14 protein-coding genes are annotated in these 20,499 nt (G+C 46.4%); 9 read left to right on the forward strand and 5 right to left on the reverse strand.

What is annotated here, in order from left to right:
- Positions 1-6 precede the first annotated feature (6 nt).
- On the reverse strand, positions 7-906 hold the full coding sequence (locus BUB86_RS09105) for a diaminopimelate dehydrogenase (RefSeq protein WP_073208648.1): 900 nt from the start codon (positions 904-906) through the stop codon (positions 7-9).
- Positions 907-1,106: 200 nt separating this feature from the next.
- Here BUB86_RS09105 and ruvA point away from each other — a divergent pair, with 200 nt between their 5' ends.
- Together ruvA and sprA are read left to right on the forward strand one after the other, a co-directional pair.
- Positions 1,107-1,709, forward strand: coding sequence for a Holliday junction branch migration protein RuvA (gene ruvA / locus BUB86_RS09110; protein ID WP_073208650.1), 603 nt, complete (start codon positions 1,107-1,109; stop codon positions 1,707-1,709).
- Between the two features lie 30 nt (positions 1,710-1,739).
- Positions 1,740-8,822: a cell surface protein SprA gene (gene sprA, locus BUB86_RS09115; protein WP_254795138.1), complete on the forward strand. Its 7,083-nt coding sequence runs from the start codon at positions 1,740-1,742 to the stop codon at positions 8,820-8,822.
- Between the two features lie 2 nt (positions 8,823-8,824).
- On the opposite strand, the gene BUB86_RS09120 is transcribed toward sprA, so the two are convergent.
- The 3 genes from BUB86_RS09120 to nadB all read right to left on the reverse strand — a co-directional run bounded on the left by BUB86_RS09120 (position 8,825) and on the right by nadB (position 13,601).
- A complete protein-coding gene (locus tag BUB86_RS09120; protein WP_081373181.1) occupies positions 8,825-10,222 on the reverse strand; it encodes a M16 family metallopeptidase in 1,398 nt (465 codons plus the stop codon).
- Between the two features lie 33 nt (positions 10,223-10,255).
- Positions 10,256-11,725, reverse strand: coding sequence for an insulinase family protein (locus BUB86_RS09125; RefSeq protein ID WP_073208654.1), 1,470 nt, complete (start codon positions 11,723-11,725; stop codon positions 10,256-10,258).
- A gap of 289 nt (positions 11,726-12,014) precedes the next feature.
- A complete protein-coding gene (gene nadB / locus BUB86_RS09130) occupies positions 12,015-13,601 on the reverse strand; it encodes an L-aspartate oxidase (protein WP_073208656.1) in 1,587 nt (528 codons plus the stop codon).
- Between the two features lie 117 nt (positions 13,602-13,718).
- On the opposite strand from nadB, the gene BUB86_RS09135 reads away from it, so the two are divergent.
- From BUB86_RS09135 to mutY, 4 genes are all read left to right on the forward strand, one after another.
- Positions 13,719-14,933 (forward strand): carboxypeptidase-like regulatory domain-containing protein, encoded by a 1,215-nt coding sequence (locus tag BUB86_RS09135; protein ID WP_073208659.1) that lies wholly within the window; start codon positions 13,719-13,721, stop codon positions 14,931-14,933.
- 83 nt (positions 14,934-15,016) lie between these two features.
- Complete coding sequence (dacB, locus tag BUB86_RS09140) at positions 15,017-16,186, forward strand: D-alanyl-D-alanine carboxypeptidase/D-alanyl-D-alanine-endopeptidase (RefSeq protein WP_254795139.1); 1,170 nt, start codon at positions 15,017-15,019, stop codon at positions 16,184-16,186.
- Positions 16,187-16,206: 20 nt separating this feature from the next.
- Positions 16,207-17,442: a phosphoserine phosphatase SerB gene (gene serB, locus BUB86_RS09145; RefSeq protein ID WP_175549468.1), complete on the forward strand. Its 1,236-nt coding sequence runs from the start codon at positions 16,207-16,209 to the stop codon at positions 17,440-17,442.
- A 48-nt stretch (positions 17,443-17,490) separates the two neighbouring features.
- On the forward strand, positions 17,491-18,504 hold the full coding sequence (gene mutY, locus BUB86_RS09150) for an A/G-specific adenine glycosylase (protein ID WP_073208666.1): 1,014 nt from the start codon (positions 17,491-17,493) through the stop codon (positions 18,502-18,504).
- Here mutY and BUB86_RS09155 read toward each other — a convergent pair.
- A complete protein-coding gene (locus BUB86_RS09155; RefSeq protein ID WP_073208714.1) occupies positions 18,491-18,964 on the reverse strand; it encodes a C-GCAxxG-C-C family protein in 474 nt (157 codons plus the stop codon). The two genes, mutY and BUB86_RS09155, sit on opposite strands and share 14 nt — an antisense overlap.
- A gap of 396 nt (positions 18,965-19,360) precedes the next feature.
- Here BUB86_RS09155 and BUB86_RS09160 point away from each other — a divergent pair, with 396 nt between their 5' ends.
- Genes BUB86_RS09160 through BUB86_RS09170 form a run of 3 tightly spaced genes read left to right on the forward strand, consistent with a single transcriptional unit; the run spans position 19,361 to position 20,360 of the window.
- On the forward strand, positions 19,361-19,612 hold the full coding sequence (locus BUB86_RS09160) for a DUF3791 domain-containing protein (protein ID WP_073208668.1): 252 nt from the start codon (positions 19,361-19,363) through the stop codon (positions 19,610-19,612).
- Positions 19,606-20,121, forward strand: a complete 516-nt coding sequence (locus BUB86_RS09165) for a DUF3990 domain-containing protein (RefSeq protein WP_081373182.1) — start codon at positions 19,606-19,608, stop codon at positions 20,119-20,121. Before BUB86_RS09160 ends, BUB86_RS09165 begins: the two co-directional genes overlap by 7 nt.
- Entirely contained in the window at positions 20,118-20,360 is a 243-nt protein-coding gene (locus tag BUB86_RS09170; protein WP_073208670.1) for a DUF3791 domain-containing protein, read from the forward strand. The genes BUB86_RS09165 and BUB86_RS09170 overlap by 4 nt, the downstream gene beginning before the upstream one ends.
- Positions 20,361-20,499 lie beyond the last annotated feature (139 nt).

Here is a 20,499-nt window from a genome sequence, read left to right on the forward strand (position 1 = left end):
TACTTATTATACTAAGTGTTCGATGAGATCTGCACGATCGCCGGGAAGCATATCGATGACAGGAATCTCGACCATGGTGTAACATCCGGGCTCAAGGCGCATAGATGCACGAGCCACATTGACAAGTACCTGACCGGTGAGGGCGGGGTTGTTGATGCTCATATTGAACTCAAGACGCTGGTTCTGAGTCTTACCGCTAACACCCTTGCGAACCAGATTAACACCGTGCCCCATGTCGCGAACATCGTCGACGCTCTCTACCTGGAATACGTGAGTCTCATCGCTAGCGAAGTATGGATCGGCCTTGATGGCCTTGGTAACCTCTTCGAGTTTTGCACCATCCTCGAGCTCCACATAAACCATACGACGATGGATGCCCTCGCCAAGAGGAATGGTCATAGAAAGTGCGTTCTTAACGCCCTCCTTAGAGCGAACGCAAACACTGTGGCCCATCGACATACCAGGACCGAAGTTGGTATAGCTCAGACCCTTTGGAGCCAAACTCTGCATCAAGGTGCGAACGATAGAGTCGGAACCTGGATCCCATCCTGCAGCAATCACGCTAACGGTGTTAGTCTCCTTGTTCAGCTTCATGAGGCGCTCACGGTAGCCACGAATCTGGGTATGGATATCGAAAGAGTCGACTGTGTTGATGCCAAGAGGCAGAATCTGATTAGCATACTCCTCGCAGCTACGTGTTGGGGTGGCCAGAATGGCTACGTCTACATCTTTTAACTCGCGGATGTCCTTAACAACGTCGTACTGTGCTAGTTCAGCTGGCTTGTTTTCGGCACCGTTACGACGAACGATACCTGCTACTTCAAAGTCGGGAGCAGTCTCGAGAGCCTCGAGAGCGTACTTACCGATGTTGCCGTAACCTACTACGGCTGCTCTGATTTTTTTCATATTTTTATTCTTCTTTTGTTGAATTTTCGTTGTTTGCGGTGGCAAAAGTAATGCTTTTATATGAATTACGTAACAAAATGACGGCTAAAATTATCTAAAAACTTTCATTTTGTGATAATTTGCAACTTAATGCGCTCAAAATACAATAAATTGTAACGATTACGCGTTTAAAATAATGTATATATACAAAATTGAAAGTTATGATAGAATACATTAAGGGTGAACTGACCGAGTTAACCCCTGCTTTAGCAACCATCGAGGCCGCAGGAATCGGTTATGGTCTGAACATATCGCTCAACACGTTCAGCGCCATTCAAGGAAAGAAAGAAGTAAAGCTCTACGTCTACGAGTCAATCCGCGAAGACGCACATCTGCTATATGGGTTTGTGAACAAGAAGGAACGCGAGATGTTCCTGTTGTTGATAACCGTGAGTGGAGTGGGGGCCAATACGGCCCGAATGATGCTGTCGGGCATGAGTGTGGCCGAGCTTTGTAATGCCATATCAACGGGCAATGCAAAGCTGATACAGGGCATTAAGGGTATAGGCAAGATGACGGCCCAGCGTATTATCGTAGATCTGCGCGACAAGATTGTGACATTAGGTATATCGGACGAGATACCTGCGGGTGGACAGATGGCGGCACCTGTAAACAATCAGGTGAAGGACGAGGCTATTGCTGCCCTCACCATGCTTGGTTTTGCCCCGGCTCCAACGCAGAAGGTGGTGCTCCAGATACTGCAAGCGCAGCCTGATGCCCCTGTAGAACAAGTGGTAAAACTGGCTCTGAAACAAATTAAGTAATTTAATTTGAGGCGGATCGTAGGGATTATTGTGGCTTTTTTGTTCGCGTGCGTAGGTACGTGGGCGCAAAAGCAAGACTCGCTGAAGGCGCGTTATCGCATTCAGAAGACGGCTCCTGTGTTTGTGCACGATCTGGACAGCGCTGCCATCGACCTGAAGATGCCATCCAACATCCGCCAGACCGTTGAGTATAACGACTCGCTGAACGTGTATTATATCGGCACCAAGTTAGGCGACTCGTATCTGAACGCTCCCATACTGATGACGCCCGAGGAGTATCGCAAATGGGTAGAGAAACGGGCGCTGAACGATTTCTTCCACAAGAAGAATGCTGAGAACACCAAGAACGCCGGCAAGGATAAGTTCGACTTTACCGATATGCACTTCGACCTGGGGCCTGCTGAGAAGATTTTCGGTCCAGGCGGCGTGCGCATAAAAACTCAGGGAACAGCTGAACTGAAGATTGGTGGTAACATCAAGAAGACCGACAACCCGTCGCTGCCCATCCGTAACCGTAAGACCACAGCCTTTGACTTTGACGAGAAGGTAAACCTGAACCTGAACGGTAGAGTGGGCGACAAGGTAAACATGAATCTGAACTATAACACCGATGCCACATTTGATTTTGACGCGCAGAACCTGAAGCTGAAGTACGAGGGTAAGGAGGATGAAATCATCAAGCTGGTTGAGGCTGGTAACATCAGTTTCCCGTCGAATAACTCGCTGGTTAAGGGTGCTAGCAGCCTGTTTGGCTTGCGTACCGATATGCAGTTTGGCCGACTGAAACTGCAGACGGTTCTTTCGCAGAAGAAATCATCGACCAAGAGTGTATCGTCGAAAGGCGGAACACAGACTACTGCCTTCGAACTGGATGTGGCCGATTATGAGGAGAACCGTCACTTCTTCCTGTCGCATTACTTCCGCAATCGCTATGATCAGGCCATGTCGACCTTGCCCAATCTTACCACCGGCATCGAGATTAACCGTGTGGAGATATGGGTTACCAACAAAACCGGTAATACATCGAATACCCGTAATATCATAGCTGTTGCCAACCTTGGTGAGAGTGGTCAGCGTGTGCCAAGTAACAATACCGATGGGCTGTATAACATGCTGAGCACCCAGTATGCCGAGGCACGCGATATAGACCAGACTAACACAGTGCTTGCGAATATTCCAGATTTCGAGAGCGGACGAGATTACGAAAAACTGTCGAGTGCCCGATTGCTCACATCGTCGGAATATACCATCAACAAGGCGCTGGGCTATGTGTCGCTGAAGTCGGGACTACAGACCGACCAGGTGCTGGCTGTAGCATTCGAGTTTACATTGGGCGGTGTGACCTATAAGGTGGGCGAGTTTGCTGCCGACATCACCGAGACATCGAAGGCCCTCTACGTCAAGGCGTTGAAGAATACATCAAACAATCCGCAGCAGGCTAACTGGGACTTGATGATGAAGAACGTGTATTACCTGGCTTCGAGAGTAGAGAAAACCAAGTTCCGTCTGGACATCAAATACCAGAGCGACACCGCAGGTGTTTATCTGACCTACATACCCGATCAGCGCGTGAAGAGTACCACCCTGCTGAAGATGCTGGGCTGCGACCGTCTGGACAATAACAATAAGCTGCACCCCAATGGCTATTTTGACTTTGTGGAGGGCTATACCGTAAGCGACGGTCGTGTGTTCCTGCCATCGGCTGAGCCCTTTGGTAGCTATCTGCGCAAGCAACTGCAGAGTAGAGGAATGTCGACATCGGAAGCCGAGAAGTACGTGTTCAGCGAGCTGTACGACAGTACCAAGACCGTGGCTAAGCTCGTAGCCGAAAAGGATAAGTATATGCTGATAGGTCAGTATAAAGGCTCGTCGGCCAATGTCATTTCGCTAGGAGCGTATAATGTACCTCGTGGTTCGGTGGTAGTAACGGCCGGTGGTGTGGTGCTGACTGAGGGTACTGATTATTCTGTTGACTATTCGGCGGGCGAGGTGACTATCCTGAACCAAAGCATCATAGATGCCGGTACCAATGTGAATGTGTCGCTCGAGTCGGATACCGAATACGGCATGCAGCGCAAAACCATGTTGGGACTTAACTGGACATACGACTTGTCTAAGAATCTGCAGATAGGCGGTACCATTATGCATCTGCATGAACAGGCTCTGACATCGAAGGTGAATATGGGCGAAGAGCCGCTGAGCAATACCATCTGGGGATTGAACATCAACTGGAAGCAGGAGTCGCAGTGGCTCACATCGATGCTGAACAAGATACCGTTCCTGCACGTCAAACAACCATCGCACATCTCATTTACGGGCGAGTTTGCCCAGCTGATAGCCGGTACTGCCCGTGGTACTCAGGACAATGCATCGTACGTAGACGACTTTGAGAATACCAAGAGCTATCTCGACATGAGCAATCCTAAGGAGTGGACGCTGTCGAGTGTACCGTCGATGTTTCATGAGAGTAGCGATAAGACAGGTGTTACTAGTGGCTACAACCGAGCCTTGCTGGCGTGGTATAATGTAGACCCGATTTTTACCCGTCGCAGTTCTACGCTGACGCCTGCCCACATCAAGAGCGACCTGGAGCAGTTGTCGAACCACTATGTGCGCGAGGTGTATGTCAAGGAGCTTTATCCTAACCGCGACCAGAGTACCTATAATGGTGCTACCTCGACGTTGCCCATACTGAATCTGGCTTACTACCCACAGGAGCGCGGCCCGTACAATCTATCGCTCGACCTGAATAACGATGGAAGGCTACGTAGTCCTGAAACCAAGTGGGGCGGCATGATGCGTAAGATAGAAACTAACGATTTTGAGCAGGCTAACATTGAATATATCGAGTTCTGGTTGCTCGATCCGTTTATCTATACACGCCAGAACGGGACTGCTGCGGACTATGCTGGTGACTTGTACTTTAATCTTGGCGAAGTCTCAGAGGATATATTGCGTGATGGCAAGAAATTCTACGAGAGCGGTATGCCTGTTGATGGTAGTCAGAACTTTACCACCACCCAGTGGGGTAAGATACCTGTGCAGGCCACCCAGACTTATGCTTTTGCCACTACAACGGGGTCGCGCAAGAAACAGGATACGGGTTATAACGGACTGACCGACGAAGAGGAACAACAGTATGGGGCTTACAGCCAATGGCTGAACTCTGTGGGAGCGATTGTTACCAACGATAGTATCATGCAATCGTGGCGCCAAGATCCTGCTGGCGATGACTATCATTACTTCCGTGGATCGGATTTCGACATCGAGCGCAAGAGTATTCTGGATCGCTACAAGCGTATCAACAATCCCCAAGGCAACTCGCCTGAGACTGAGGACCAGACAGAATCGTATGATACCAGCTATAAGAGCGGTCCGGATGTGGAGGATATCAATCAGGACTATACTCTGAATGAATATGAGCGCTACTACCAATATAAGGTGCATATATCGCCTGAGATACTGGATGCCTATCGCAATGGTGCAGCTCCTGCCGATTGCTTCATTACCGATATGCGTACTAGCAGCGTGAAACTGCGTAATGGTGATACCACCAGCGTTAACTGGTATCAGTTCCGCATACCGTTGGCCGAATATGAGCGCAAGGTGGGCTCTATCAGCGACTTTACCAGCGTGCGCTTTATGCGTATGTTCCTGTCGGGATTCCAGAAACCCATTGTGCTGCGTTTTGGTTCGCTCGACTTGGTACGTGGTGAGTGGCGTATCTACAAGCAGAGCTTGAGTAATGGTGCCGAGAGCGGAGTGCTGGAGGTGAGTGCAGTAAACATCGAGGAGAACAACGATAAGACGCCGGTTAACTACGTTCTGCCTCCAGGCATCAGTCGTGTAACCGACCCCTCGCAGCCGCAGTTGGTAGAGAATAATGAGCAGGCGCTGAACATGGTGGTGAAGAATTTGCAGCATGGTGAGTCGAAAGCCGTGTATCGTAATATTAACCTTGACCTGCGCCAATACAAGCACATGCAGATGTTTGTGCATGCCAACCATCTGGTGCCCGATGCTACGCAGTTAAAGGACAACCAGTTGGCCGTGTTTGTGCGCATGGGTAGCGACTATAAGAACAACTACTACGAGTATGAGATACCGCTGGAGCTTACGCCCGACCGCAGTGACTATAGCAAATACTCAAATGCCGACCGCATGCTGGTTTGGCCGCAGGATAATATGCTTGATGTAAACCTGAATGTGTTTACCCAACTGAAAAAGGCACGCAATCAGGCCAAGGCTCAAGGCATAGGCAGTTTTAACCAGTTGTACAGCGATTACGACCCCGACAGACCAGGAAACAAAATCAGCATACTTGGTAATCCGACGCTGGGCGAGGTGAAGGTGATGATGATTGGCGTGCGTAACATTTCGGGCGATGTGAAGTCGGGTGAGGTGTGGGTTAACGAGCTGCGACTGATGGATAGCAATAACGATGGCGGATGGGCCGCATCGGGCACTATGAATGTGCAACTATCGGACTTCGGTACCGTCAACCTTTCGGGCCGGTATATCAGCGATGGCTTCGGCGGACTTGAAGAGAGTGTCACTCAGCGTTCTACTGATACACAGAAGGAATACTCGATAACAGCCCAGTTTGAACTGGGTAAGTTCTTCCCTGAAAAAGCTAAGGTCTCAGCTCCACTTTACTACTCGGTGAGTCATCAGGAAACACGGCCGCGCTACAATCCGTTAGACTCGGATATGCGACTGAGCGATGCGCTGGAGAGTGCAGCTAACCAGCACGAACGCGACAGTATAGAGAGCATTGCCGTGACCAAGACTCGCAACACTAACTTCTCGCTGTCGAACCTGCGTTGGGGATTAAAGACCAAACGCCATCCAATGCCTTACGATCCTGCCAACTTCTCGTTTTCATATAGTCACTCGCATCGTAATACATCGGGCAAGACTACCGTCTATGAGAAGGAGGATCAGTGGCGCGGTGCCCTGAACTACAGCTACTCGCCGGTATATAAATCGTGGGAGCCGTTTAAGAAACTGAAGGGTAAGTCGAAGTGGCTTAACCTGCCCAAATCGCTTAGCTTCAACTATCTGCCACAGAGCGTGACATTTAACACCGAGATGACCCGTAACTACTACGAACTACAGGAGCGCGACCTTGAGAGTATCGAGAATCAGAACCTGCCGTTAACATTCTCGGAGCAGTTCTTGTGGAATCGTGATTTCTCTTTGCGTTGGGACTTCACCAAGAATTTCCACTTCAGCTTTCAGTCGGCCACACGAGCTGAGATAGAAGAACCCTACACACCTATCAATAAGGACCTTTATCCTGATCAGTATGTGGCCTGGAAGGATTCGGTGAAGCAGAGCATACGTAACTGGGGCACACCGCTCGACTATCAACAGCAGGTTTCTGCATCTTATCAGCTGCCTCTCAACAAGTTGCCGATATTTGATTGGCTCAATGCCGATGCTTCGTACACCGCCAAGTATACATGGGTTCGTGGTACAGAAATGGAGGATGGAACTAGCCTTGGTAATACGATTACTAGCAATCGTAATGTCACCGTCAATAGTGCGCTGAACCTTGAAACGCTCTATAATCATATACCGTTCCTGAAGAAGGCTAACGAGCGTTTCAAGAAATCGGCATCGTCTAAGAAGAATGCTAATAGCAAGCAGAATACCAAGAAGCCGGCATCGCCTTCAAGGTCTGTTGCCACCCAGAAACCTGGTGTAAAGGATTCAGTAAAACTGAAGCGTAACATTGAAAACGACTGGTGGTACAAACCTGCTCAAAGTGTGGCCCGATTTCTGATGATGGTTCGCAGTGTGAACATCAGTTATCGTGAACAATACGCCATGCTTCTGCCTGGATTTATGCCTAACGCTGGCGATATGTTGGGACAGAATAAGTCGGGGGGTGCATTGGCTCCTGGTCTTGATTTTGCATTCGGACTTGTGGGTGACGGTTATCTGGATAAAGCCATGGGTAACGACTGGATGTTGAAGAATAATAGCGTGTCGACGCCTGCTAATATCAATATGAGTAAAGACCTACAGGTTAAGGCGGTGCTTGAGCCTATACGTGATCTGAAGATTGACCTGAGTGCCTCGCGCACCGATAATCGTGCCAAGAGCGTTCAGTATATGTACGATGGTATGCCGACAACCTTAAGTGGAACCTTTACTATGACCACCATCTCGCTGCGTGGGGCATTGGCTGGTATGGGTAATGCCAATAATGGCTATCGCTCGGCAGCATTCGACCACTTCCGTGAGCTGATACCCGAGTTTCAGCAAAGGGTAGGGGGTGAGTACTCGGCCGAGGTGCTGATACCGGCATTCCTTTCGGCTTATACCTCGGGGGCAGGTAATTCGCTCGATATCTTCCCCGCCATCACCCGCTTGCTACCTAACTGGAGTATAAGATATGGTGGACTGTCCAAATTATCTTGGGTACACGATCACCTGAAGAGTCTTAATATCAACCACGCCTATAAGAGTGTGTATAATGTGGGTAGCTATGTTAATAGTAGCTACTCTACGGTTAGTATCAATGAGGCTTTCTCGCCCCTGCTTGGGGTGGATGCTACATTCCAGAATGACCTCACTGCCAAGATTGAATATCGTACCACCCGAGTGCTCAACCTATCGATGACCAGCATTCAGCTAAACGAATCGCTGAGCAAGGATTGGGTTTTAGGTTTGGCATATAAGATACACGATTTTAACCTGTTTGGCGACAAGGGTAATCGCCGTGTGAGCAAGGCTCAGAATCCTAGGAAATCTAGCAGTGCTAGCAATTCTAGCAGTGCTAGCAATTCTAGTAATTCTAGTAATACTAGAAAAACTAGTAAAACCAGCAAAACCGGCGTTAACCACGACCTCAATCTGCGCCTCGATGTCTCTCTGCGCAAGCAGGCCGCCATCACCCGTGATATAGCTTCAGGTGTATCGTCGGCTTCAAGCGGTAATTCTGCCTTTAAACTCTCGTTCATGGCAGATTACACGCTCTCACGCCTGCTCACGCTGACAGCTTATTTCGATAGTCAAACTAACACCCCATTGCTGTCAAGTAATAGTTATCCTACTACTACTTACGACTTTGGCCTCTCTATGAAGTTCTCGCTGACCAGATGATTTTATTGTGCACTGAAACGCTGTACAACAGATTCTAGTTTGGCCTTGATATCGGCATCAGGATAATCGTACGGTGTTACACACACTATTTTCAAATCATAATTACTGAACACTTCCTTACAATAGTCCAGGATATCCTGTTTGGTGATTTCATGTTGGAAGTAATTGTACGGTTGGAGTCTTTTGATGAGTGGCGTAGAATTGATGAAATTTTCCTTGATGCAGGAATAGGTATCTAAGACAACATCTCTACGGATATCGGTCAACGCCTGCTGTTGGAGTTCCTTCTGTTTCTCGATCGACAGTGTGTCCATATTAATAGGCAACTCGTTATGCATGATATCATATAGTTTTTTAGTAATATCATCTATGAAGCCTGTAAACTGGTTCTCGTCTCCATATAGTTCAATTCCTTTGATGCAGTTTATTTCGAGAAGAGGTCTTTCAAATAGTTTATCGGTTTCATCTATAGACGCAGTTGTAAATCCTCCAAAATATGACTTTAGAATATCGCAAAAGCGGGTTTGTATTACCGTTTTTCTTAGATAGTCCAAATTCCTTGTCTCTGAAAGCGCTGTACGAGGTTTCATGAACCAGAATTTAATATTAAATGTGAAACTGTCATACTTCAACATCATTAACTTATTGTCGCTCAGTATGTTCTCAGCTTTTTTAGGAGCAGGCATACTTGGACGACTGCCGAATTTCTGCTTGATCATATCTACAATATCGACAGGTGCTTTGCCAAACACATACAGACACTGATTCTGTGGCGCGTACCATTTCTGGTAATACGCTTCTAACTGTTGGATTGTGATGCTGCGGATGCTCTCAACTTGTTTGTTTATCCACTCGTCGGGAGTACATCCATACACAAAGACTGCTTTGATGTAGTCTTCTTCAGCTTTGGTAAGATTGTATCTTTTGTTGGAGATTTCTGTTGCGAGAAGCTCCTTCTGGCGTTCCAGCTCTGATACTGAGAAACGGGCAGCTCCTGCAATATCGGCAAGCATCTCCATACAAGAGTCAGCGTAGGCGTGCTCATCATTCAATCGAAGCAAACTGAATTCTGTACACTTGTGTTCAATTTCAGAAGTGTAGGATGCACCCTCAGAAAGATGGACTTCCCTGGAGGAAAGCATCCTTTTTAATAAAAGCGAGATACCTGGAATTCCGTCGTCGTGGTTAGTTCCAGTTTTTTGAATGAGTCTCATTTCCAGTTTGTCATATGGGATGCTGTTGTTGCATATATAATAGCGGAAACCATTGTCCAGAACCCCTTGGTAGATGTTTGACGAGTCGGTTACGATGAAATCCTCATATCTGACGCCCTTGGGCTGTGCCGATGTATGGATGGCAATGGCGCATATCATCGATAATAGTAAAAGCTTTGTATTCATATTGATAGTCTTAACTCAATTTTGCTGATTATGTTATTTTGATTTGTTGTTGTAACGTTGCAGTAGGGCGTTCAGTTTCTCAGTAATCTCTTTTTCAGGATAACCATACGGAAGAATACATTGTATCTTCAGTGTAGACTCATTGATGAACTTCTTGCAGTAATTCGAGATATCTTTACCGCTGAGTTCATACGACAAGTATGCATCTGAATCCTCTTGTTTGTATATAGGTAAGGAATGAACGAAACAGTTTATAATTGGTAACGATTCGTCAAGGGTGTTGTCTTTTCCATTTCCTTCTTTTAATTTGGTCTTAGCCTCAGAACGACGCTGTTCTACCAAACTCTCTTTAAGTGTGTCTGCGGCCATGGAAATCTGGACACCATTATTCCTGACATCATCCAGAAAAACGGTCATGCTGTCTACAAGGGCCTGTAAGCCGCTTTCCGGGTCTTCGTCATGAATGTTATATGCAAATCCCATCTGCATTGAAAAACGTTCATCTACCAGACCTTTAACAAATGAGTTTATGTGCTCCTTCTTATTCTTTTCTATTTTATCGGATAGTGCTTTACTGCCTTTTTTCAGCGCATAGTAATCTCTGAAGAATTTGGGACTTTCCTTCTCCGATGTTGTCAGAAGAGGTTGATCAAAATAGAGTATGATGTTACATGTTGGGCTTCCTACTCTGGAAATAGTAAAATTCCTTTGTTGATAGTCTAATGTTGGTGGTGTTGGAGTAGGCTGGCTTGGGTGGTTGCCGAATTGACGTTTTATCATCTCCTCAATACCGTCGGGGATTTTGCCGGAAACCACAAGACATTGTCTCTGAGGCTGGTACCATTTCTTATAGAATGCTTCAAGCTGGGACTGTGTGATCTTCTTTGTACTGTTCAGTCTCTTTTCCCTCCATTGTTCGAGATCGCATCCATACGTGAAAGCTGCAAAGAGGGCATCCACTATTCTTGCTCCCGACATGTATTTTCTGTTGGTGAGCTCGTGCAATACCCTTTCTCTCTGCTCTTCTATGTCCATGGCACAAATGCTGGCATTATAGGCTATTTCAGATAATATCGCCATACATGAATCAGCATATGCTCGATTGCTCTTCAGCTGGTACAATTCGTATGCCATAAAATAAGGAGCTGTGTACCCATTGAAACCTGTACCATAATCCTTACCGAGTTTATTCAGATAGCTTCTTAAGGTACCTCCTATAGCTAATTGCCGATTGGCGGTTAACATCATGTGCTCCAGAAAGTGTGAGATTTCGATGGTCTCTCCGTCGTAATGATCTCCGCCTTTCTGTACCAGACTCATCTGAAAATGATCCATAGGCAGCTTTACGATGTAATACTGAAAGCCGTTGTCTAACGCACCATGAATCACTTTGGAAGAGTCTTTGAGAAGGAAATCCTCATACCTGATATCGTCAGATTTCGCAAACGCCTGCATTCCATGAACACAGGCGAGCATAACTAAAACCAATTTTAGCTTTTTCATTATTTAATTTATTGTTAGATAGTTAAAATTCATAATCCAGTATTTTAAGTTCTGACGATGCAAAGGTATGTTAATCCTTACAGTTACACGATTTATATGCTGATTGTATAACCGTTTTTTATCAAAAGAAACAAAACTGAAAAATATACTTGCTTGATAGTAAGGCGATTACATTTCGGTGTTTTCCATTTGTAACATGCAAATGTATTGTGTGTGTATCAGGGTTAAAAATATGATTAATTAAAAAAAAGCATAGCTTTCGCATGATGGAAGCTATGCTTTTTTTATTTTACTTGTCGTAAGCATGTACGGGATAGTCGGTGGTGTAGTGAAGACCACGACACTCCTTGCGCTCCAGAGCCCAACGGGTGATGAGGTAGCCCACGTTGATCATGTTACGGAGCTCACAAATATCCTTCGATGCCTTCACGCGTTTAAAGAGTCGCTCGGTCTCTTCGTAGAGCATGTCCAGACGGTCCCAGGCGCGATGAAGGCGCAGGTCGCTTCGTACTATACCTACGTAGTTCGACATTATCTGATTGACCTCTTTTACGCTCTGGGTAATCAGCACTTTCTCCTCGTTGGTGAGTGTGCCCTCATCGTTCCACTCGGGCACCTTTTCGTTGAAGTCGTAGAAGTCTACGTGCTCTAGTGAGTTGCGGGCTGCTGTCTCGGCATAAACCACTGCTTCGATAAGTGAGTTTGATGCCAATCGGTTACCACCATGCAGTCCGGTACAAGAGCACTCGCCGAGAGCATAGAGGCGCTCGATAGAGGTCTGGCCGTTCAGGTCGACCTTGATACCGCCACACATGTAGTGGGCTGCAGGACGAACAGGGATATAATCGGTGGTGATATCGATCCCCATTGACAGACACTTCTGGTAGATGTTGGGGAAGTGTTTACGTGTCTCTGCTGGATCCTTGTGGGTGACATCGAGACATACGTGGTCCAATCCGTGAATCTTCATCTCCTTATCAATGGCACGGGCCACGATATCGCGTGGTGCCAGCGACAGGCGCTCGTCGTATTTCTCCATAAACGTCTCGCCGTTGGGCAGTTTCAGTATACCGCCGTAACCGCGCATAGCCTCGGTAATAAGATAGGCAGGATGAGTCTCGTTAGGATTGTGAAGCACCGTGGGATGGAACTGTACAAACTCCATGTCGGCCACTGTTCCCTTGGCACGATAAACCATTGCAATGCCATCGCCAGTAGCAATAACTGGGTTAGAAGTTGTGAGGTATACAGCACCGCATCCACCAGTACACATCACGGTTACCTTACTAAGATAGGTATCCACCTTCTGAGTATCAGGGTTCAGTACATAGGCACCATAGCAGTTGATGTAGGGAGAACGACGTGTTACCTTAGCACCAAGGTGGTGCTGGGTGATAATCTCTACGGCAAAGTGGTTCTCTTTGATGTCGATGTTCGGATCGCGGCGAACGGCTTCCATCAGACCGCGCTGAATCTCAGCACCAGTATCATCTTTGTGATGCAGAATGCGGAACTCTGAGTGTCCGCCTTCACGGTGCAGATCGAACTTGCCATCGCTGGTCTTATCGAAGTTTACACCCCAGTTAACCAGTTCACGAATCTGCTCTGGGGCCATACGTACAACTTGTTCTACGGCCTTTGGATCGCTGATGTAGTCGCCAGCAATCATGGTGTCTTCAATATGCTTTTCAAAATTGTCGAGCTCAAGATTGGTAACCGATGCCACGCCACCTTGAGCAAACGATGTATTGGCCTCGTCGAGTGATGTCTTGCATATCATGCATACCTTACCCTTGCCCGAACGAGCCACTTTTAATGCGTAGCTCATGCCTGCTACGCCGGCTCCTATCACCAGGAAATCATACTTATAAACCATACGGATGATGTTATATGTTGTAATTCTGCTGCAAAATTACTTAAAATTTCGAATATTCTTTGCATCTTGGCGATTTTTTTGTATCTTTGCACAAAACATTACCAAACTATTACAACGATGAAACGACTAGGGCTTATATTGATGTTATTGGTTCCGATGGTGGCACTGGCACAGCAGGCAACCATTGGTGGAACCGTTGTTGATGAGAAAACGGGGCGCCCGTTGCCCCAAGTTAGCGTTTCAGTGGGCCGTGTGTCGGTGGTTACCAACGATGACGGGGCCTTCGTATTAAAACTTGGTGAAACACCAAAAAGCATCACCGTGTCGCATTTGGGCTACAAGACCAAGCGAGTAGCCCTAGAATCAGGAAAGACAGAGCTGTTGAAGATAAAACTTCAGCCCACTGTGATACAACTGCGTGAAATCGTGGTAAGAACAGGCGATCCGCGTGAGGTGGTTGAAATAGCCATCAAGAAGATTCCTGATAACTATAGCCGCAAGCCCGAGCTGCTTAAAGCCTTCTATCGTGAAACGGCGATGAAGCGCAAGCATTTTATCTATGTGGCCGAAGGCGTGGAGGATATGTATAAGACACCATATACGCGCGGTGTAGGTAGAGACAAGGTGGCTATTGTGAAAGGTCGCCGTCTGCTGAGTCAGAAACAGGGTGATACTCTTGGCCTGAAGGTGATGGGTGGACCTGTGCTGCCTGTTCAGCTTGACGTGGTGAAGAATAATGACCTCCTGTTGAATCAGGAAGAGCTGGATGCATATAGTTTCAGCTGGGGTGTGCCCGAATATATTAATGATCGACTGCAGATGGTGGTGCTGATAGAGCCCAAATACCCAAGGGAGTGGGCTTTGTATCATGGCAAGTTGTATATTGATGACGAGCGATTGGCCTTTACCCGTATAGAGCTGAGTCTGGATATGAGCGATAAGCTCAAGGCCACCAAGACCATGTTGGTGAAGAAACCTTTAGGTGTAAGATTCAAACCTCGTGAACTATCGTGTGTGGTTGACTATCGCTATACAGATGGTGTAACGCGTATTAGCTATCTGCGCAACACGTTTAAGTTTAACTGCGATTGGAAGAAACGACTGTTCAGTACATCGTTCACGGCTACTTGCGAGATGGCAGTGACCGAGAGCGAATCTGAAGACGTAAAGCCGATAGTGAGCCGAAACTCGTTTGACTCGCGCGATGCATATTATGATAAGGTAGAATACTTCTTAGACCCTGAATACTGGAGCAACTATAATATCATAGAGCCTTCAGAGTCGCTTGATAAAGCGATACGTAAGCTGGTATCAACATATCAGCGAAACTAAGAGAATTTCGATTAAAAATGAAAATATTAAAGAGTTACAGAAATAGTATATTTGCACTTTTATGGATTGGCTCAATAGGCAGTATGCAAGCGCAGACTGTCGATGCGCTAAGGGTTGATACAACCCAGGTAGACACGGCTAAGGTAGAATTGCCTTGGCCGCAAAACTTACAAGCCCGATTGGATACACTGGTTAGTAGCCCCATGTTGCAATACACGCAACTGGGACTAATGGTTTATGACCTGACTGCCGACTCGACGCTGTATACATTTAACCACCGACAGACGATGAGACCAGCTTCGACCATGAAGTTGCTTACATCTATCTCAGCATTAGATCAGCTTGGTGGTAAATACGAGTTCAAGACATCGCTTTATTACACTGGAAGCGTAAAGGATAGTGTTCTTATTGGAGATCTATATTGTGTGGGCGGTATGGACCCGTTGTTTGATAACACCGATATGGTGGCATTTACTGAGCGAGTAAAGACGCTTGGTATACATACAATCCAAGGAAAGATCATTGCGGTCACCAGTTTTAAAGATCAGGACCTGCTAGGTGAAGGATGGTGTTGGGATGATGATAATCCTACGCTGACACCATTACTGATAGATAAGAAGGATGAGTTTATCAGTAGATTCACTAAACAGTTGGTGAGTGATAGTATATTTTTCGACGGCTCTGCTACAAACGGACAACTACCAAAAAATGCGTCGTTGCTTTGTACCCGTAGTCATCAGTTGGTAGATGTGTTGGAGCCAATGATGAAGAACAGTGATAACCTTTATGCTGAGTCGATGTTTTATCAGTTGGCAGCTGCTGCAGGTGCTCGTCCGGCTAAGGCATCGCATGCCCGACAACAAGTAATCAAAACCCTGTCGAAGGCAGGTGTACGTGGACAGTACAAAATAGCAGATGGTAGCGGACTCTCGCTTTACAACTATGTAACCCCTGAGTTGCTTGCCAAACTGTTGATTTATGCATATCGAAAATCGAGTATCATACGTGACCTTTATGTGTCGTTGCCGATAGCAGGTGAGGATGGTACCTTGAAAAAACGTATGAAGGATTCGCCCGCACATTTAAATGTGAGAGCAAAGACGGGTACTGTTACAGGGGTGTCATCGTTGGCAGGCTATGCGCTTGCTGCCAATAACCACATGCTGGTGTTCAGTATCATTAACCAAGGAATTATGAAGGCCGACGACGGCCGGAACTTTCAGGATAAAGTATGTAAAGCACTGTGTAAGTAAAAAAATAAAAAGTGAAGAATATGGAAACAAAACAAGAACAGATATTAGTTAGAATTACTGGGCAGGATCGCCCTGGTCTTACAGCATCTGTTATGGCTATACTTGCCAAATACGATGCGCAGATTTTGGATATTGGTCAGGCCGATATCCACTCAACACTTTCGTTGGGTATTCTGATTCGTATGGACGAGATGCACTCCGGACAGGTCATGAAAGAACTACTATTCAAAGCAACCGAGTTGGGTGTTAATATTGGTTTCTCGCCTATTAGCGACGATGAATATGAGGACTGGGTTGGCCATCAGGGTAAGAACCGTTATATACTGATGGTTCTAGGTCGTCAGTTGGAGGCCCGTCAGATTGAGGCTGCCACTCGCATTATCGCCGATCAGGGCCTTAATATTGACTCTATTCTGCGTCTCACAGGGCGTAAGAGTATCAAGAATCCTGCTACCCATACCCGTGCTTGTATCGAATTTTCACTTCGTGGCGAACCTGCAAACCGTCAGGAAATGCAGTCGAAACTGATGAAACTGTCGAGTGAGATGGAGATGGACTTCTCGTTTCAGAAGGATGATATGTTCCGTCGTATGCGTCGTCTCATCTGTTTCGATATGGATTCTACGTTGATTCAGACTGAGTGTATCGATGAATTAGCAGAACGCAATGGGGTGGGGGCCGAGGTACGTGCCATTACTGAGAGTGCTATGCGTGGTGAGATTGATTTCAAGGAGAGTTTTACCCGTCGTGTAGCCTTGCTGAAGGGTCTTGACGTGAGTGTGATGCAGGAGATAGCCGAGAATCTTCCTATTACTGAAGGTGTTGACCGTCTGATGTCTATCCTGAAGACCTGCGGTTATAAGATTGCTATCCTTTCTGGAGGATTCACCTATTTTGGTGAGTACCTGCAGCGCCGCTATGGTATCGACTATGTGTATGCCAACGAGCTTGAGATTGGTGAGGATGGTAAGTTGACAGGTCGCTATGTGGGTGAGATTGTTGATGGTCATCGTAAGGCAGAGTTGCTGAAACTGATTGCTCAGGTTGAGAAGGTAAATCTGGCACAAACTATTGCCGTAGGCGATGGTGCCAACGATCTGCCAATGATTAGTGAGGCTGGTCTTGGTATTGCTTTCCACGCTAAGCCACGTGTGGTAGCTAATGCCAAGCAAAGTATCAATACTATTGGTCTTGATGGTGTGCTCTACTTCTTAGGCTTCAAAGATAGCTATCTTGGTGATCAGGGAAAACTATAGTATAAATTCCCCCTCCTAAGGTAGGAGGGGATAGGGGTGGTCTGAACAATGGAATTCTCATTCGTATTATTGGAGTGGTTCAAAGAGCACGGTCGCGATCTGCCTTGGCGGCAGACGCGCGATCCGTATGCCATTTGGCTTTCTGAGATTATTCTCCAACAAACTCAAGTCAAACAAGGTTGGGACTATTGGGAGCGCTTTGTGCGTCATTGGCCTACTGTTGATGATTTGGCAGCAGCCACTGAGGATGAAGTGCTGCGTGAGTGGCAAGGGTTGGGCTACTATAGTCGTGCCCGTAACCTCCACTTTGCTGCCAAACAGATTGTGGAATTAGGGCATTTCCCGAATACCCTTGAAGGCATCAAAGCACTCAAAGGGGTAGGCGATTATACTGCTGCTGCTATTGGCAGTTTTGCGTTTGATATCCCTGCTGCTGTTGTCGATGGCAATGTATATCGCGTTCTTTCCCGCCACTTCGGCATTGATACACCTATCAATACCACAGAAGGCAAGAAGGTCTTCGCTGCTCTTGCACAGGAGTTACTCCCCTCCTCTGGGGAGGAGGGGCTAGGGGTGGAGGGTGTAAGCACTTCTTCTACCTATAACCAGGCAATTATGGATTTTGGTGCGATACAATGCACGCCCCAATCTCCTGATTGTATGGCTTGCCCGCTGATGGAGTCGTGCGAGGCTTTCCGTTCTGGGAAGGTTACTGAACTGCCTGTAAAACTAAAAACACTCAAGGTTAAGGAGCGACATCTCGTTTACGTATATATAAGATGTAAGGGGCATGTGGCCATCCATCGTCGTGGAGCTGGTGACATTTGGCAAGGCTTGTGGGAGCCATATCTCGTAGATGAGGTCCCTGTTGGTGCCATTTTGTTACGACAGAATGTGAAGCACGTGCTTACGCATAGGATATTGATGGCGGATTTCTATCTTTGGGAAGTTGAACAACGTCCCCAACTTCCTGATGATTACGTTTGGATAAAAGAATCGGAGCTTGACGATTATGCCAAGCCCCGATTAATTGAGATCCTAATAGAATCTATTTGTTCTTAAGATAATTCGCAAAGATTCTGGCAGCGCTTTCTACTTTGGCAACGCATGGGCGAGTCTTATAGTACTCGGCTGTGCGAGCCGAAGCTACATAGCTTGAGCTTGCTTTCTCGTAGCCCTTAAGCCCGAGTATCTCGGCACAGATGAGACTGCCGTTCTCCTCTTTCGATTTGGCCAGCAGGTCCTGAACCACCTTATAGCAAGCTGATTTGCCCTCACGGTCGGAGCCTTCGGTCTGACCGCAGTCCAGACCCACCAGCATCACGATGCCCGACACAGCGCCGCACATCATCCTCATGCGACCCACACCGCCACCAAAACCGGCAGCTATCTTCTTAGCCAACGTATCATCAAGTCCATACAAGTCGGCAAATGCCGCTACCACACTCTGGCAACAGCCATAGCCAGCCATAAAATTCTCCACCGCGCGCTCCACGCGCTCATCTAATTCTTTATCTGTCATCATCTTCTATCAAAACCTGTTTATAAAAACTCGGCGCAAAGATAGCACAAATCGCGCAATACACAAAACAAATATTTGTTAATCACGTTAAGATACTATAAATACCACATGCTAAGTCCGCCAAAGCCCGTCAATTTCATTTTTGAGTTTCGTATTTTTGCAACTACGTTGTCGAAGCGACCTCCGCTCGCACAAAAAAAACAACTTATTTTTCACCCAAAAGTAAGTTACTTTTTGAATTGTTTATCCAGCACAAGCTGGCTCAGGCACAATCACCCCTCCCCCTAGCAAACCTTGCGAACAAAAGTTTTATTTCATTTTTCTTATAAAATCTTGCAAACATCAGAAATTCTTCTTATTTTTGCAGCAGAATAGTAATTAGATTATAAAAGCATTATGGAAAAATCTCAGTCAGACACCTTCCGAAAGATACATTTTGCAGTAATGGCTATCGAGGCTAGTGCTCGGAAGGCTAATCTTTCTGGAAAAGATATGCATGACCGGCTAAAACGTCAAGGCTTAATCCATAAGCGCCTGTTGCGCCACTATGAGCAGTTACATACTCAGAGTCTTGATTGGGTAGTGGATGACACTATCGAGACGTTACATAACTGGGAACAAGAAGAAAAGGAGGGTGGAGCATGTTGACGTTGTACCATGGTTCCCAGATGATTGTTCAGCAACCAAGTGCAAAGGCTGGTAGAAAGAATCTTGATTTTGGTCCAGGATTCTATCTTACTAAGATAAAAAAACAGGCTGAGGATTGGGCCATAGTCATGGCAGGCCGAAAGGGAAGGAATGCTGAGGCAGTGCTAAACACCTATCAGTTTGACATGGAGCGTGCAAAAGTTGATGGATTTCGCATCAAGCTGTTTCCTTCATACGATTTAGAATGGTTAGACTATGTTGTGTCATGTCGTCGAGGAAAAGATTATTCCAGTGAATATGATGTTGTTGAAGGTGGTGTTGCCAATGACAATGTAATCGATACCGTAGAAGATTACGAAAAGGGGATTATTACTGCAGAGCAAGCCTTAGGACAACTCAAGTATAAGAAAGTAAATCATCAACTTTGTATTCTTAATCAGGCTTTGATAGACAAATACCTGACATTTGTTGAGAGTACAATCTTAGATTCAGAGGAGGAAGAACTATGAGGGATACTGTGCTTTGGCGAAAACAGAGCCATATCATTATGATGCTTGCTGATGTTCTGAAAGTTGATGCAGAGCAAGCTTTAGACTTGTTTTACTCCACTAAAACTTATCAGCTATTGTCAGATCCTAAATCAGGATTACAACTTATGAGCGACCAATATATTGTCGATGATCTCCTGATGGAACTGAAAGCAGATCATACCTTCTTGGTAAGCAAATCGACCAAGGTCGAGCGGTGAGTATCATTCTTCTTTCGGGCTCCACTCATGAACCATTCCTTTTAGATGCTTCATCCTCTCTTCCTTAATTGCTGGCGAATAGAATAATCCCAACACATAGATATCTGCATTAAAAGAAATCCGTACAGAGGGAACAGAC

It is taken from the genome of Xylanibacter ruminicola (genome assembly GCF_900142525.1).
Taxonomy (GTDB): Bacteria; Bacteroidota; Bacteroidia; order Bacteroidales; family Bacteroidaceae; genus Prevotella; species Prevotella ruminicola_A.